The 14883-nt window shown below is 64.4% G+C and carries 15 protein-coding genes; 7 read left to right on the top strand and 8 right to left on the bottom strand.

The genetic code is table 11. The features are described from left to right. Window positions 1-220 precede the first annotated feature (220 nt). Together X743_RS147240 and X743_RS147245 are read right to left on the bottom strand one after the other, a co-directional pair. Window positions 221-955: a 16S rRNA (uracil(1498)-N(3))-methyltransferase gene (locus X743_RS147240; RefSeq protein ID WP_031258081.1), complete on the bottom strand. Its 735-nt coding sequence runs from the start codon at window positions 953-955 to the stop codon at window positions 221-223. A 31-nt stretch (window positions 956-986) separates the two neighbouring features. Further along, window positions 987-1649 carry a hypothetical protein gene (locus X743_RS147245; protein WP_023767452.1) on the bottom strand — a complete coding sequence of 221 codons (663 nt, stop codon included), beginning with the start codon at window positions 1647-1649 and terminating at the stop codon, window positions 987-989. A gap of 88 nt (window positions 1650-1737) precedes the next feature. Here X743_RS147245 and X743_RS147250 point away from each other — a divergent pair, with 88 nt between their 5' ends. Both X743_RS147250 and X743_RS1000000173990 read left to right on the top strand, forming a co-directional pair. After that, complete coding sequence (locus tag X743_RS147250; RefSeq protein WP_023767451.1) at window positions 1738-2436, top strand: type 1 glutamine amidotransferase; 699 nt, start codon at window positions 1738-1740, stop codon at window positions 2434-2436. A 293-nt stretch (window positions 2437-2729) separates the two neighbouring features. Continuing rightward, window positions 2730-2861, top strand: coding sequence for a hypothetical protein (locus tag X743_RS1000000173990; RefSeq protein ID WP_280801316.1), 132 nt, complete (start codon window positions 2730-2732; stop codon window positions 2859-2861). A 35-nt stretch (window positions 2862-2896) separates the two neighbouring features. On the opposite strand, the gene X743_RS147255 is transcribed toward X743_RS1000000173990, so the two are convergent. The 3 genes from X743_RS147255 to X743_RS147265 are packed head-to-tail and all read right to left on the bottom strand — an operon-like array spanning window position 2897 to window position 5667. Further along, window positions 2897-3664 (bottom strand): metallophosphoesterase family protein, encoded by a 768-nt coding sequence (locus X743_RS147255; protein WP_023767449.1) that lies wholly within the window; start codon window positions 3662-3664, stop codon window positions 2897-2899. Between the two features lie 37 nt (window positions 3665-3701). After that, entirely contained in the window at window positions 3702-4838 is a 1137-nt protein-coding gene (locus tag X743_RS147260) for an alpha-hydroxy acid oxidase (RefSeq protein ID WP_023767448.1), read from the bottom strand. Between the two features lie 25 nt (window positions 4839-4863). Next, window positions 4864-5667, bottom strand: coding sequence for an FCD domain-containing protein (locus X743_RS147265; RefSeq protein ID WP_023767447.1), 804 nt, complete (start codon window positions 5665-5667; stop codon window positions 4864-4866). Window positions 5668-5878: 211 nt separating this feature from the next. Here X743_RS147265 and X743_RS147270 point away from each other — a divergent pair, with 211 nt between their 5' ends. The 4 genes from X743_RS147270 (at window position 5879) to glcF (ending at window position 11754) form a co-directional block, all read left to right on the top strand. After that, the gene (locus tag X743_RS147270) at window positions 5879-7201 is read left to right on the top strand and encodes a DUF3422 family protein (RefSeq protein ID WP_031258079.1); all 1323 of its coding nucleotides are present in this window, start codon (window positions 5879-5881) and stop codon (window positions 7199-7201) included. A gap of 293 nt (window positions 7202-7494) precedes the next feature. Further along, complete coding sequence (locus tag X743_RS147275; protein WP_031258078.1) at window positions 7495-8991, top strand: FAD-linked oxidase C-terminal domain-containing protein; 1497 nt, start codon at window positions 7495-7497, stop codon at window positions 8989-8991. Window positions 8992-9212: 221 nt separating this feature from the next. Then, window positions 9213-10424 (top strand): FAD-binding protein, encoded by a 1212-nt coding sequence (locus tag X743_RS147280; protein WP_023767444.1) that lies wholly within the window; start codon window positions 9213-9215, stop codon window positions 10422-10424. Window positions 10425-10428: 4 nt separating this feature from the next. Further along, on the top strand, window positions 10429-11754 hold the full coding sequence (gene glcF / locus X743_RS147285; protein WP_023767443.1) for a glycolate oxidase subunit GlcF: 1326 nt from the start codon (window positions 10429-10431) through the stop codon (window positions 11752-11754). Between the two features lie 15 nt (window positions 11755-11769). Here glcF and X743_RS147290 read toward each other — a convergent pair whose 3' ends face one another. After that, a complete protein-coding gene (locus X743_RS147290; protein ID WP_023767442.1) occupies window positions 11770-12690 on the bottom strand; it encodes a bifunctional 5,10-methylenetetrahydrofolate dehydrogenase/5,10-methenyltetrahydrofolate cyclohydrolase in 921 nt (306 codons plus the stop codon). 269 nt (window positions 12691-12959) lie between these two features. Next, window positions 12960-13703, bottom strand: coding sequence for a L,D-transpeptidase (locus X743_RS147295; RefSeq protein ID WP_023767441.1), 744 nt, complete (start codon window positions 13701-13703; stop codon window positions 12960-12962). A 213-nt stretch (window positions 13704-13916) separates the two neighbouring features. Here X743_RS147295 and X743_RS147300 point away from each other — a divergent pair, with 213 nt between their 5' ends. Then, window positions 13917-14555 (top strand): DNA-3-methyladenine glycosylase I, encoded by a 639-nt coding sequence (locus tag X743_RS147300; RefSeq protein WP_023767440.1) that lies wholly within the window; start codon window positions 13917-13919, stop codon window positions 14553-14555. Between the two features lie 3 nt (window positions 14556-14558). On the opposite strand, the gene X743_RS147305 is transcribed toward X743_RS147300, so the two are convergent. Continuing rightward, a complete protein-coding gene (locus tag X743_RS147305) occupies window positions 14559-14810 on the bottom strand; it encodes a hypothetical protein (protein WP_023767439.1) in 252 nt (83 codons plus the stop codon). Between the last annotated feature and the right edge of the window lie 73 nt (window positions 14811-14883).

Raw genomic sequence — 14883 nt, 5'->3', positions numbered from 1 at the left:
TCAACGCCATCGTAGACGGCTTCGTTCTCGCCTCACAAAAATGAGCCCGAAGCAAATGTGTGCCCACGCTAGCCCCTGTGGGAGAAGGTGGATCGGCGCACAGCGCCGAGACGGTTGAGGGGTGGGTGACGGAGTAATGTCCGCGCCAAGCTGGAGCACCCCTCATCCGACCGAGCTTCGCTCGGCCACCTTCTCCCGCAAGGGGAGAAGGGAAGATCCTTTACCAGTCTCCGACACTTGCCTGGATCACCGCAAGCGCGGCCACGGCCGCCGTGTCGGCGCGCAGGATGCGCGGCCCGAGCGGAATGGCGCTCACGAAGGGCAGGGCGCGCAGCATCTTGCGCTCCTCATCGGAAAAGCCGCCCTCTGGCCCGACCAGCAGCCCGAGCTTCTTTTCCTTTATCGCCTGCAAGGCAGGCAGCGGATTGTTGGTCGAGGCGTCCTCGTCACAGAAGATCAGCCGCCGTTCCTTGTCCCAGCCGGTCAGCAGGCGCTCGAATTTTTCCGCCTCGCGAACCTCCGGCACCGCCAGGATGCCACATTGCTCGGCGGCTTCGACGACATTGGCGCGCAGTCGGTCGATGGAAGGCTTTGCCACTTGCGTATGCTGGGTGATGACGGGCTGCAGGATGCCGGCGCCCATCTCGACCGCCTTCTGCACGAGATAGTCGAGCCGCCCCTGTTTCAGAGGCGCGAAACAATAGATCAGGTCGGGCAACGGCGGCTGCGGCCGCTGCAGCGCCAGCACCTTCAGCCGCACCGCCCTTTTTGTCCTCGCGGCGATGGCCGCCGACCATTCGCCGTCGCGGCCATTGAAGACAAGGATCTCGGCCCCTTCGCCGAGCCGCAGCACGTGCATGAGATAATGGCTTTGCTGCTGGCCGGCATCGAACTCGGCATCCCCTGCGAGATCGTCGGGCACGAACAGCCGTTGCATCTTGTAATTGGCGCGCATGGCCGAGGAATGGGCGAGCCGGCCGCCGGCGTCAAGCCTCGGCCGACGGATGCCACACCGGCCGAAAGCCATGACGGAGGACCGCAAGCGTCGTCTCCGGGGTCAGCAGGACAAGCGCCTTGCCTTCGAACTGATCACAGTCGATGGGCGGGCCATATCCGGCAAAGGACCACGGCAACGCCCTGCCGTTGCGCAAGGCATGTGCGCAGCCGTTGGCCGCGATCACCGCGCCGTCGGGCAGGACGGCAAGCTCGGCCGTTGCCACATCCGGCCTTTTGCCGCCCGAAGCCAACCGCTCCTTGTGCAGCCGCTTGTCGACCTGCGGCGCCCGCGGCTCGGCAATGCCGAACGCTTCACCGAAATGGCCGACGAAATCCCTGGCCCGTTCGCGCTGGCAGAAGAAGCAGGGGCGATGCCCGGCCGCCAGTGCCGTCACCTCGTCGAGGAAGAACAATTCCGTCCAGCCGGCCTTGCCGCCCAGATGGTCGTCGCTCTTGCGGTTGCGGCCCATCGGCTCGCGCCGCACATTGCGGAACTGGCAGACGCAGATGATCCAGGCCTGAAGCGCCCAGCGTTTCCTGAGCAGTGTCCTGGTCTCGGGATCGTGGATGATGCCGCGATTGCCGGTGAACAGCCCGCGCTCGGGCACGGCGTGGATGGCGCCGAATGGATCGACCCGGTTCTGCAGTGGCATAGTTCTCTCCTGGGATACGCATCTTGGCTGCAATGCTGGCGGCATGATATCGCTCGTCGCATCTTTTTCATGTCAGCAGGGTTTTGCGATGCGGGTGCTGGTGGTCCAGAACTACGACAATACCGGCCTCGGCCAGGTCGGAGCCGCACTTGCGGAAGCGGGTGCCGATCTCGATGTGCGCCTCCCCTACAAGGGCGACCTTCTGCCGGAAGATGCAACCGGGCACGATGCCCTGGTGGTGCTCGGCGGCGGCCAGAATGCGCTGGCCGACGATGAATATCCCTATTTTCCGGCGCTGCTCGAACTGACCCGCGATTTCGCCGGCAAGGATCGCGCCGTTCTCGGCATCTGTCTTGGCAGCCAGCTGGTCGCCCGCGCCTTCGGCGGCGAGAACCGCATCGGCGGCGCCAACGAATTCGGCTGGCGCGGCGTGTCGCTGACGCCTGACGCCAAGGCCGATCCGGTGCTGGGCGCACTGCCGGAAAAGTTCCCGATCTTCCAGTGGCACGACGACACATTCGAGCTGCCGCGAAACGCCGTGCGGCTCGCGGGCAACGATGTCGCCCAAAATCAGGCGTTTCGCGTCGGCCGCGCCGTCTATGGCTTCCAGTTCCACTTCGAGGCCGACCGGCCGATGGTGAAGGACTGGAGTTCCTCCTTCGCGCCGATCATTGCCGCGCGCCATCCAGACTGGGCTGGCCAACTCGATGGCGAAATGGCGCGCAACGGCCCCGATGCCGACGCCGCCGGCCTCGCCATTGCCCGCGCCTGGGTGGCGACGATCTGAACCTCCGCCCCTCGGCGCTCTGCTGCGTGACATAATTGGCACGCAGCCCTGAATCCTTCTGGGAAAACCCCTTTCGTCCTTGGCTTGTGTCCGCCCGCCATCCTAGAAGGCGCGCGCCTTGCATCGGCTGTGCAACCGCGATGAACCTTTTGTGTGACCCGTGCGACACACCGCCGATACAGAACATGCCTAGAAGCGCGAAATCGTCGAAATTTTGAAGCGATTTTTCCGTTTCAACGCATTGGTAACCGCCTCGTGCACAGATGCAGAAAGCTCAACAAGAGATGACTTCCGTGAAAGCAGCGCTTCTGTCCTTTGCCATGCTCTCCGCCATCGTGGTTTGCGGTCTGGGTATCTATGCCGCCGACGCGGCAAACAACCACAATGCGGTCGACGGCTACGGCGTCACCGCTTCCTTGCGCTAAAGCCGCAACGTCTTCGCGTTCTCGGACGCGGGCGCTCAAGCTTCCTTTATCGTGATTTCCAGGATGCGTTTGTCCGCGCCGTCCACGACGAGCGCGGTCAGCATGCCTGATTGCCAGGCAAGCGTGTCCACATTGACGCGGTTGGCCATCACTTCCGCTTCCGGCACCGGCGTGTGGCCGTGCACCACGATCTTCGGGAACAGGCCGGTGTAATCGTGGAAAACGTCGCGGATCCAGATCAGGTCCTGCGGGTTCTGCTTCTCCAGCGGGATCCCCGGCCTGATGCCGGCATGGCAGAAGAAGAAGTCATCGAACGTTACCGAGAACGGCAGCGATCGCAGGAAATCGACATGGCCGGGTGGCATTGCCTCGAGCAGCGCCGCGTGTCTTCGTCTCAGCGTTTCCGTCTTGCCGAACCAGCTGGCATCGGCGGCGAGTGACACACCATAGGACAGCGCCGTCTGCACGCCGCCATAGCGCACGAAAAGGCCTTCCGGGTCAGGGGTTCCCAGAAAATCGAGAAAGCCGATATCGTGGTTGCCCGCGAGCATCAGATTTCGCGGATCGCGTTCGCGCGCCTCGATCAGAAAATCGATGACGCCCTTGGAGTCCGGCCCGCGGTCGACATAATCGCCGAGGTGGATCACCCGCCAGTCGCGAACCGGTTCCCACTGCAGCTCGCTCTCGATCCGCCGGTGCATGGCGGCCAGCAGGTCGAGCCGGCCATGCACATCGCCGATCGCGTAGAGCCGCACGCCGTCTGGCCCATGCGCGTCGAGAAAATGGATGCTCGGTTCCGCCAACTCTCGCTGTTCTCCGTGGTCAGGTCGTCACCCGAAGCTAGCGCCGGAGCTGGGCCTTGCCCATGTCGGTGACCAGACGCTTTCCGCACAGCGCCAGCGTGATGTCCATCTCTTTGCGGATGATTTCCAAAGCTTTGGTAACCCCTTCCTTGCCGAGCGCACCCAGGCCGTAGAGAAATGGCCGGCCGATATAGGTGCCCTTGGCGCCGAGGCAGAGCGCTTTCAACACGTCCTGGCCGGAGCGGATGCCGCCATCCATATGCACCTCTATTCTGTCGCCGACCGCGTCCGCAATCTCCTCCAGCACCATGATCGAGGACGACGCGCCGTCGAGCTGGCGTCCGCCATGGTTGGAGACGATGATTGCGTCGGCTCCGCTCTTGGCCGCCATCAGCGCGTCTTCCTTGTCGAGAATGCCTTTCAGGATCAGCTTGCCGCCCCAGCGTTCCTTGATCCAGGCGACATCCTTCCACGACAGCTGCGGATCGAACTGCTCCGTCGTCCATGACGACAGCGAGGCCACGTCGCCGACGCCCTTCGCGTGTCCGACGATGTTGCGGAAAGTGCGGCGCTTGGTGCCGGCCATGCCCAGGCACCAGCGCGGCCGGATGGCCATGTCGATAATGTTGGTCAGCGTCATGCGGGGCGGCGCGGTCAACCCGTTGCGGACATCCTTGTGGCGCTGGCCGAGGATCTGCAGGTCGAGCGTCAGCACCAGCGCCGAGCACTTCGCCGCCTTCGCCCGGTCGATCAAATTGAGCACGAAATCCTTGTCGCGCAGGACATAAAGCTGGAACCAGAACGGTTTTTTCGTCACCGAGGCGACATCCTCGATCGAGCAGATGCTCATCGTTGACAAGGTGAAAGGCACGCCGAATTCCTCGGCCGCCTGCGCCGCCAGCATCTCGCCATCGGCGTGCTGCATGCCGGTCAGGCCGGTCGGCGCCAGCGCCACCGGCATCGCCACCTTCTGGCCGATCATGGTCGATTCCAGCGAGCGGTTGCTCATGTCGACCAGCACGCGCTGGCGGAACTTGATCTTCTGGAAGTCTTCCTCGTTTGCCCGATAGGTGCTCTCGGTCCAGGCACCCGAGTCGGCATAGTCGAAGAACATCTTGGGCACGCGCCGGCGCGCGAGGTCCTTGAGGTCCGCGATGGTGAGAATGTCGCTCATGATAGTCCCCGCTTGATCGAATTGATTAGGTGCGTCCGCGTGCTGGTTCGGTATCGCCGGCTTCCGAGCGCTGCCGCAGCCGCAGGCGCGACACGCGTTGCCAGTCGCCGCTGCGCTCCGCCTCGGCCATCGACCGTTCGACATAGGTGATGTGATCCATCGCCGCCTGGCGGGCGCCGGCCGGGTCGCCGGCCTTCACCGCGGCGTGGATCGCCCGGTGTTGTGCAAGCAGGGCCTCGCGTGCGCCAGGTACGGTGAAGACCAGCAGCCGGTTCTGGAACACGCCTTCCGACAGCAGCCGATAGCAGGAGCGCAGTGTGTGCAGCAGCAGGATGTTGTGCGCGCATTCGCAGATCGCCTGATGGAATTCGACGTCGATTTCGGCCTCGTCGTCGAAATCGCCGGTGCGATCCGCCTGGTCCATGCGTGCCATGATGCGGTCGAGCAGCGCCAGATCCTCCGGCGTGGCGCGCCGCGCCGCATATTCGGCGGCTATGCCTTCGATCTCGCGGCGGTATTCCAGATAGTCGGTGACCGCCTTGCGATGCATCGAAATCAGGTCCGCCACCGGTTTGGTGAACAGCTGGCCGATGATGTCTGCGACATGCGTGCCGCCACCGGCCTTGGTCGTCAAAAGCCCGCGCCCTTCGAGTGCCTTCAGGGCATCGCGCAGGATCGGCCGCGATACGTCAAACTGGCGTGCCAGTTCGCGCTCGCCCGGCAGCCGGTCACCGGTGCGCAGCACGCCTTCGAGGATGAGGCTCTCGATCTGCTGCACCACCTCGTCGGCGGTGCGCGAATGCTCGATCCTGGAAAAAATATCGCTCAACAGAATGCCTGGAAGGTGAAAACGGTGTCGCGCAGGATAAAGCCTGCGTCGCCAACTGGTCAAATTATTTATCCAATTGGTCGAGGCGGGTCGGTTTTGCCGCACGGCGCCATATCGTCTTCGGCTAAACTTTGCTGTTTGCGTAACCAGCCTATTGGTCCTAGAGGGACGCAACTACAAGAGGGGTTCAAAGAAACCCGGGGAACTAGCCGTGTCAGACGACCCGTCCAATCTCGAGTTCCAGCCGCGCGCCCAAGGCAGTGTCATGGGCTTTCCAGCGCATGAAGGCCGGCCCGGCGCGCTGGGTGAGGTGCATGCCCGGCCGCATCCGCTGATCCAAAAGCCGCGCGTCCTGATCCAGCTTGCCTTCATGACCGAGGGCGGCTCCAGCGTCGATCATGCCGTCCTTTCCGAACTGTCGCGGCGGCTCGGCATCGCCGCGCCCGATCGCCAGGCCCGCCATCATGCCATGAAGTCGGGCAAGGGCTCGCTGCGTTGGGAACGGCACACGGAATTCTCGACTTATCTGTGGGAGGGGCCGCTTTCCGAAAGCGGCAGGACGCAGGAGGACTCGCCCTTCGGCAACGGCTTTTCACCGCCGGGAACCGTCATCTCGGGCATCCGCCTGGAAATTCGCAAGTGGACGCAGGCGAGTGAGCGGCTGATCGCCGCTTTCGACCCGACCAGCCTGTGCTACTCGCTGGTCGAACGGGGCAATGCGGCAATAGTCACCGATTTCCGCCAGGACGGCGACGGCATGACGCGCATCCTGGTGCTCGATCGTGGCCTGACGCCGGCGCGCACCGGAGCGTTGTCGCAGCGGCTGATCGACATCGAGACCTACCGCACGCTCGCCATGCTCGGCCTGCCGCTGGCGCTGACCTTGTCCGGCCGCGCCCGCCGCATCGAGGACCGGCTCGCCCAGACCACGCTGGAAATGAAGGTCGCCGAGACCCGCGACAGCCAGACGCTGCTCGCCGACCTGACCGAATTGGCCGCGGAACTGGAGGCGGACGCGGCATCGAGCCTCTACCGCTTCGGCGCCAGCCGCGCCTATGACGGCATCGTCGTCGAGCGGCTGGAGGCGCTCGACGAGGAAGCCGTGCCCGGCTACGACACCTGGGGCGGCTTCCTGCAGCGGCGCGTGGCACCGGCCATGCGCACCTGCCGGTCGGTCGAGGAGCGGCAAGCCAATCTGTCGCGCAAGCTGACCCGCGCCACGACGCTGCTGCGCACCTGGGTCGATGTCGAGGTCGAGAAGCAGAACCGCGACCTGCTCGCCTCGATGAACAACCGCGCCCGCCTGCAACTGCGCCTGCAGCAGACCGTCGAAGGCCTCTCGGTCGCCGCCGTCTCCTATTACGTGGTCGGCCTCATCGGCTATGTCGCCAAGGGCGCCTCGATTTTCGGCCATGCCTTCGCGCCCGAAATCGTCACCGCCGCGTCGGTGCCGGTCGCCATCCTGCTGGTCTGGTGGGGCGTGCGCCGCGTGCGCCAGATGCATTCCGAGCCCGGCAAGCACCCGGGCGAATAGCGGCGCCCCTTACCCTCCCCCTTGTGGGCCCTTGTGGGGAGGGTCGGCTCATGATCGCAGCGAAGCGAAGATCGTGAGACGGGGTGGGGGGCATCATAAAGCGCCGCGCCGACCCCCACCCCGCTCACTTCGTTCGCGACCCTGCCCACAAGGGGGAGGGTGAGACAGCGGCAGATTGCCGCTGCGGAAGGTTCGCTCGTCCCTTGGACTTGGATATTCACTACCGAGATATTTGCAACCATCGCGCTTCACTGGTAAAAGATTTTGACCAGTCAAGCGAAATGAGGCTGCTGATGTCCGGCCTTGCCATGCCGAAACCAGACGACGCCACGATGCGCCGGCGCGACGAGATCGTCGCCGACATGCGCATCATCGTGCCGGGCGAAGGCGTGGTCGATGCAGCCAATGCCATGCGGGCTTTCGAGAGCGATGGCCTGACCGCTTACCGCCAGCTGCCGCTGGTGGTCGTGCTGCCCGAAACCGTGGCGCAGGTTTCCCGGGTGCTGAAATACTGCAACGATCGCAACATCCGCGTCGTGCCGCGGGGCTCGGGCACCTCGCTGTCGGGCGGCGCGCTGCCGCTCGAGGACGCGGTGCTGCTGGTCATGAGCCGCTTCAACCGCATCCTTGCGATCGACTACCCCAATCGCATCGTCGTCGCCCAGCCGGGCGTCACCAATCTTGGCATCACCACCGCCGTCGAGCAGGAGGGCTTCTACTATGCCCCCGATCCATCCTCCCAGATCGCCTGCTCGATCGGCGGCAACGTCGCGGAGAATTCCGGCGGCGTGCATTGTCTGAAATACGGCCTCACCGCCAACAATGTGCTCGGCATCGAGATGGTGCTGATGAGCGGCGAAGTGGTGCGGCTCGGCGGCAATCATCTCGACGCGGAAGGCTACGACCTGCTCGGCGTCATGACCGGCTCGGAAGGCTTGCTCGGCGTCGTCACCGAGGTCACCGTGCGCATCCTGAAGAAGCCGGAGACGGCGCGCGCGCTGCTGATCGGCTTCCCGACCAGCGAGCAGGGTGGCCAGTGCGTCGCCGACATCATCGGCGCCGGCATCATTCCGGGCGGCATGGAGATGATGGACCGGCCGGCGATCCACGCAGCCGAGGATTTCGTCCATGCCGGCTATCCCCTGGATGTCGAGGCACTGCTGATCGTCGAGCTCGACGGGCCGGGCGTCGAGGTCGATCATCTCATCACCGCGGTCGAGGCGATCGCCATCCGCAACGGTTCGACCACCTGCCGCATCTCGCAGTCCGAGCAGGAGCGGCTCAGCTTCTGGGCTGGCCGCAAGGCGGCATTTCCGGCGGTGGGCCGCATTTCGCCCGACTACTACTGCATGGATGGCACCATCCCACGCAAGGAATTGCCACGCGTTTTGGCCGGCATGCGCGAGCTGTCGGAAAAATATGGGCTTGCCGTCGCCAACGTCTTCCACGCCGGTGACGGCAATCTGCACCCGCTAATCCTCTACGACGCCAACGTGCCGGGCGAACTCGACAAGGCGGAAAGCTTCGGCGCCGACATATTGCGGCTCTGCGTCAAGGTCGGCGGCGTGCTGACAGGCGAACATGGTGTGGGGGTCGAGAAGCGAGACCTGATGCCCGAGATGTTCAACCAGGTCGACCTGGACCAGCAGATGCGCGTCAAATGCGCCTTCGATCCCAACCACCTGCTCAATCCGGGAAAAGTGTTCCCGCAGCTTCGCCGCTGCGCTGAGCTTGGACGCATGCATATTTCGGGCGGCAAGCTGCCGTTTCCGGACATTCCGAGGTTTTGAGTGGGTATGCCAGCGCTTGAACACCCCCCTCTGTCCTGCCGGACATCTCCCCCGCAAGGGGGGAGATCGGATGTCGCGTGGGGTTTCGCTAATCTCCAGCGCTGCCAGCCAGGCGAGTGGCTGAAGCTGCCAATCTCCCCCCTTGCGGGGGAGATGTCCGGCAGGACAGAGGGGGGTGCGAAGGAACGCGGCGTTTCCGCATTCGAGGGCGCGTTCTCTTCATGACCACCTTCACCCCGACAACCTCATCCGAAGTCCTCTCCACCACAGCCTGGGCGGTGGCGGAAGAGGCGCCGCTCGAAATCATCGGCCATGGCTCCAAGCGGGGCATTGGCCGCCCGCTGCAGACCGGGCATACGCTCGACCTGTCGAAACTCACCGGCGTCACCCTCTATGAACCCGCCGAGCTGGTGCTGTCGGCAAAGGCCGGCACGGCGCTGGCCGACATCGAGAGGCTGCTGGCGGAAAACGGCCAGCAGCTTGCCTTCGAACCGATGGATTACGGCCCGCTGCTCGGTGGCGAACCGGGCAGCGGCACCATAGGTGGTGTGCTCGGCGCGAACCTGTCCGGTCCGCGTCGGCTGAAGGCGGGTGCCGCGCGCGACCATATCCTTGGCATCAATGTGGTGTCCGGGCGGGGCGAGGAATTCAAGTCGGGCGGCCGCGTGGTCAAGAATGTCACCGGTTACGATCTGTCGAAGCTGATGGCCAACAGCTGGGGCACGCTTGCCGTGTTCACCGACGTCACCTTCAAGGTGCTGCCCGCGGCCGAGACCGAGGTCACGCTCGCGGTGCGTGGCCTGCTCGACGAGGCGGCAGCAAGCGCCATGGCCCTGGCGCTCGGCTCCAGCGCGGAAGTGTCGAGCGCTGCCCATCTGCCGGAGCGCATCGCCGCGCGTGTCGCCGGCGGCGCGCTCGGCAGCGATGCCGCCACGCTGTTGCGGGTCGAGGGTTTTGGTCCGTCCGTCGCCTATCGTATCGCCGCGCTGAAGACGCTGCTCGGCAAGGCCGGACCGCTGGAGGAAATTTCCGGGGACGTTTCGCGGCAGATCTGGCGCGATGTGCGCGACTGCAGGCCGTTCGCAGACGGCAGCGAGAAACCGGTCTGGCGCGTCTCGATGACGCCTACCCAAGGTCATCAAATGGTCCTGACCCTGCGCATGCAGGCCGCCGTCAGCGCCTTCTATGACTGGCAGGGCGGGCTGGTTTGGCTGCGCATGGAAGAGGGCGATCCGGAGGCCGCTCTGCTGCGTGGTTTGTTGCGCAAACATGGCGGCGGCCATGCGACTTTGGTTCGCGCGGCACCCGCCCATCGCGCCGCGCTGCCGGTGTTCGAGCCGCAGTCGCCGGCGCTTGCCGCACTGAGCCGGCGGCTGAAGCAGGAATTCGATCCGAAAAACATCCTCAATCCCGGCCGCATGGCCCAGGACTAACGCGATGCAGACCAATTTCTCGCTTGCCCAGCTGGCCGATCCCGATGTCGCGGAGTCGGAGAAGATCCTGCGCAAATGCGTGCATTGCGGCTTCTGTACCGCCACCTGCCCGACCTATGTGACACTTGGCAACGAACTCGATTCACCGCGCGGGCGCATCTACCTGATCAAGGACATGCTGGAAAACGGCCGACCCGCCGACAAGGAGATCGTCACCCATATCGACCGCTGCCTGTCCTGCCTGGCCTGCATGACCACCTGTCCGTCGGGCGTCAATTACATGCACTTGGTCGACCATGCCCGCGCCCATATCGAGGAGACCTACAAGCGGCCGCTGCTCGACCGCCTGACCCGCGCCATGCTGGCCTTCGTGCTGCCCTATCCCCAGCGCTTTCGCGCGGCGCTCAAGCTTGCCAAGCTGGGCAAGCCGTTCATCGGCCTGTTCGAGAAGGTCCCGGCGCTGAAGCCGCTTGGCGCCATGCTCAAGCTCGCGCCGGCGTCGATCCCGGCAGCTTCGCCGATGGCCTCGCCAGGCATCCATGCCGGGCAGGGGGCGAAAAAGGGCCGTGTCGCCATCCTCACCGGTTGCGCGCAGTCGGTGCTCGATCCTGCCATCAACGACACGACCATTTCGCTGCTGAGGCGGCTCGGCGTCGAGGTCGTGGTGCCGCCGGGCGAGGGCTGCTGCGGCGCGCTGGTCCACCATATGGGGCGCGAAGAGGCAGCCCTTGCCTCGGCCCGGCAGAACGTCGATGCCTGGACGCGCGCCATCGACCAGGGCGGTCTCGACGCTATCATCATCACCGCGTCGGGTTGCGGCACGACGATCAAGGACTATGGCTTCATGCTGCGCCTCGATCCGGCCCATGCCGAAAAGGCCGCGCGCGTGTCGGCACTTGCCAAAGACATCACCGAATATCTGGCCGCTTTTGGCCTGCCCGAACCTGTGCGCAAGCCAGGCACGGTCGTTGCCTATCACTCGGCCTGCTCGATGCAGCACGGCCAGAAAATCACCCGCCAGCCGAAGGAGCTGTTGACGAAGGCCGGCTTCGTCGTGCGCGAGCCGCGCGAGGGCCATCTGTGCTGCGGTTCGGCCGGCACCTACAACATCCTGCAGCCCGAGATTTCGGCCAGGCTACGCGACCGCAAGGTGAAAAACATCGAGGCAACGGGCGCCTCGATCGTCGCCACCGGCAACATCGGCTGCATCACGCAGATCGCGTCCGCTGCCAGGATGCCAGTGGTGCACACGGTAAAACTGCTCGACTGGGCCTATGGCGGACCGAAGCCGCAAGGCGTTCTTGACGAGAACCTGATCGCGGCGGAGTAGGGCCGCGCTCGGCGGTTACTCCGCCGCCAGCCTGTCGGCTGTGCCGTAAGTCGCTTCGTAGAGCGCGCGCTGGCGGCTGAGCGCCACCATCGTGTTGCGCAGCAGGATCGCCACCGTGATCGGACCGACGCCGCCCGGCACAGGCGTGATCCAGGAGGCGACCTCGCGCACGCTTTCGGTGTCGACATCGCCGACGATGCGGCTCGTCCCGTCCGGCCCGATTTCGGAATTGATGCCGATGTCAATGACGGCAGCACCGGGCTTGACCATGTCGGCCTTGATCAGCCTTGGCTTGCCCACCGCAACGAACAGTGCGTCGGCGCGCCGCGCATGCGCGGCGACCGACCGCGTCATGTGGTGGCAGACCGTCACCGTCGCGCCCTCGCTCATCAGCAGGAAGGCGATCGGCTTGCCGACGATTTCCGAATGGCCGACGATCACGACTTCCAATCCCTTGAGATCGAGCCCGGTTTCCTTGAGCAGTTCGACCGAGGCGGCCGCCGTGCAGGGCGCGAGATCGAGCTGGTTGTAGACGATGTTGCCGATCGAGGCAGGGTGCATGCCCTCGACATCCTTGAGCGGATGCACCGCCGCCTGCAGCGTCTTGATCGGGATATGGGCGGGCACGGGCCGCTGGATGATGATGCCGGTGACGCGCGGATCGGCATTCAGGCCGTGGATGGCGGCCTCCAGTTCGCCCGACGTGATGGTGGCGGGAAAACGCCTTTCCTCGAAATCGATGCCAGCGAGCTCGGCCTTGGCGCGCTGGTTGCGCACATAGACATCGACCGCATCGGTATCGCCAACGGTGATCGAGATCAGCTTGGGCGGAAAACCCTCGGCTTTGGCAATCGCCGCATCCTCGCGCACGGCGGCGATGATGCGCTGGGCAACAGGGCCGCCCTTGAGATAGCGGTTGTCGTCGGACAGGGGCATGGGTGGACTCTTTCGTCTATGGCGCTCCCATAGCAAAGGAACATCGAAAATGGCAGCACGAAAGCGAACCGCCATGCCCTTGGCGCGACGTTCGGGCGCAGTCTCGCCTGGGTGTTGGCTCAGTTTTCACAGGAAAACGGAAAGGGCAGCGCGGTTGCCCGTGCTGCCCTTCCTGACCGGCCGCATCCCCATACGGCCCGTCCCCCGTTATCTCTGGATTGGCCCCTAAAAGCTCAATGCTTTGCCGGCCAAGTGATTCGCGAGAATTATTATATCACCTCGACCGTGGTTCCGACATTGACCCGCTCATAGAGGTCGACCACGTCCTCGTTGCGCATGCGGATGCAGCCCGACGACACCGCGCCGCCGATCGTCCACGGCTGGTTGGTGCCGTGGATGCGGTACTCGGTCGTGCCGAGGTAGAGCGCGCGCGCGCCGAGCGGGTTCTCCATGCCGCCGGCCAGATAGGTCGGCAGGTAACGGCCCTTGGCGGCTTCGCGCTTGATCATCTGCGCTGGCGGGCGCCAGTCCGGCCACTCGCGCTTGTTGGTGATCTTGTGCGTGCCCGACCATTCGAAGCCCGGCTTGCCGGTGCCGACGCCATAGCGTCGCGCCTTGCCGTTCTTCTCGATCAGGAAGAGGAAATTCTGCGTCGTATCGATGACGATCGTGCCCGGCTTCTGCGGGCCGTCATAGGCGACTTCCTGCGGCAGGTAGATCGGGTTGATCTGCGGGCGCATGGCCACGCGCTTGGCCGGAGCCTGCACGGCGGCGGTCCGCACACGATCGGGCTGCGCCGGTTGCGCGGTGCGCAGGCGCGGCTGCTGTACGACCTGGCGGTTCTGCCGCACGATGCCGGGCGCATTGCCAAGCTGCAGCACCCAGGGTGCGGAAAGGTCGGGGCTGACCATCACCGGCGGCCTGTCGGCATAGCGGTCGTCAGCGGCTGAGGGCGTGACGCCGGAGGCAAACACAGCCATGGCGCCGAGCACGGGAAACAAAACTCTTTTCATCGGGAACGCACCTTGATCGTCTGATAGAACCGGGTGGAAACGACCTCCCGGTTCAGCGATCATTGGCGTGCAAGCAGCAACCGAAACATGAATCGGAATGCGTAAAATGCGGTTCTGTCAGTAAACCTTTTGGTGTGGTTACCGCCGGGTTCAGGAATCTGGTAAAGCCGCAGTAAATACAGCGCAAGCGCGTTAACGAACGGATTTTGGCCAATGGAAAAAGAAAATACCGGCCTGCTCGCCGGTCCCGACGGTGTCGTGCGCTGCTTCTGGCATGGCAATTTGCCCGACTATCTGCACTATCATGACCATGAATGGGGCCGGCCGGTGTCAGACGACCGCAGGCTGTTCGAAAAGATCTGCCTTGAAGGTTTCCAGTCGGGCCTGTCGTGGCTGACCATACTGCGCAAGCGCGAGAATTTTCGCGAGGCCTTCGCTGGCTTCGACTTCGACAAGATCGCCGCCTTCACCGACAAGGATGTCGAGCGCCTGCTTGGCAATGCCGGCATCATCCGCCATCGCGGCAAGATCGTCTCGACCATCAACAACGCCAAGCGCGCCCGCGAAATGGTGGACGAGTTCGGCTCGCTGGCCGCCTGGTTCTGGAAGGTCGAACCCGGCAAGGACGAGCGGCCCAGGATCGTCGACCTAGCCCATCTGCGCGCCAACCCGACCACGGCGGTCTCGGTGCGGATTTCGAAGGAATTGAAGAAGCGCGGCTGGAGTTTTGTCGGCCCGACCACGGTCTACGCCTTCATGCAGGCCATGGGCCTGGTCAACGACCACCTCGAGGGTTGTGTTTGCCGCAAGGAGGTCGAGAAGGAGAGGAAGGCTTTCAAGCGGCCGAAATAGGGCTCAGGTGCCGTTGATGCTGGCCAGGAACAGGCCGGCGACGATCGCAACCACGGTGGCCACCGTCGGGTAGATCACCAGCAGGCCGGTCACCAATGCATCGCGCATCGAAGGCCCCTTGCCGATATCGGCCGGTATCTCGAATGGCCCGGCGGGCTGGCCAGCCATCTTCGGAGCGCGGATGTCGGCCGGACGCAAGCGCGCCGGCAGTTCGCCGGCATCGCTGTTGGCATGGAATTTTGTTGCGCTGGTCATGTCCCGAACCCCTTCATGTGGTGCGCTATATCGGCCGCGATTGTGTCGGCACGATGCCGTGCTCATGGCCGGA

The sequence above is a fragment of the Mesorhizobium sp. LNHC232B00 genome (assembly GCF_000502435.1).
Classification (GTDB): domain Bacteria; phylum Pseudomonadota; class Alphaproteobacteria; order Rhizobiales; family Rhizobiaceae; genus Mesorhizobium; species Mesorhizobium opportunistum.
This window is presented reverse-complemented; position numbering and strand designations above follow the sequence as displayed.

Coding starts and splice junctions, on each gene's coding strand:
- X743_RS147275 (WP_031258078.1), top strand. CDS start 7,495: ATGTCCGGCCTTGCCATGCCGAAACCAGACGACGCCACGATGCGCCGG.
- X743_RS147240 (WP_031258081.1), bottom strand. CDS start 955: ATGCGCGCCAATTACAAGATGCAACGGCTGTTCGTGCCCGACGATCTC.
- X743_RS147300 (WP_023767440.1), top strand. CDS start 13,917: ATGGAAAAAGAAAATACCGGCCTGCTCGCCGGTCCCGACGGTGTCGTG.
- X743_RS147280 (WP_023767444.1), top strand. CDS start 9,213: ATGACCACCTTCACCCCGACAACCTCATCCGAAGTCCTCTCCACCACA.
- X743_RS147305 (WP_023767439.1), bottom strand. CDS start 14,810: ATGACCAGCGCAACAAAATTCCATGCCAACAGCGATGCCGGCGAACTG.
- X743_RS147290 (WP_023767442.1), bottom strand. CDS start 12,690: ATGCCCCTGTCCGACGACAACCGCTATCTCAAGGGCGGCCCTGTTGCC.
- glcF (WP_023767443.1), top strand. CDS start 10,429: ATGCAGACCAATTTCTCGCTTGCCCAGCTGGCCGATCCCGATGTCGCG.
- X743_RS147245 (WP_023767452.1), bottom strand. CDS start 1,649: ATGCCACTGCAGAACCGGGTCGATCCATTCGGCGCCATCCACGCCGTG.
- X743_RS147260 (WP_023767448.1), bottom strand. CDS start 4,838: ATGAGCGACATTCTCACCATCGCGGACCTCAAGGACCTCGCGCGCCGG.
- X743_RS147295 (WP_023767441.1), bottom strand. CDS start 13,703: ATGAAAAGAGTTTTGTTTCCCGTGCTCGGCGCCATGGCTGTGTTTGCC.
- X743_RS147250 (WP_023767451.1), top strand. CDS start 1,738: ATGCGGGTGCTGGTGGTCCAGAACTACGACAATACCGGCCTCGGCCAG.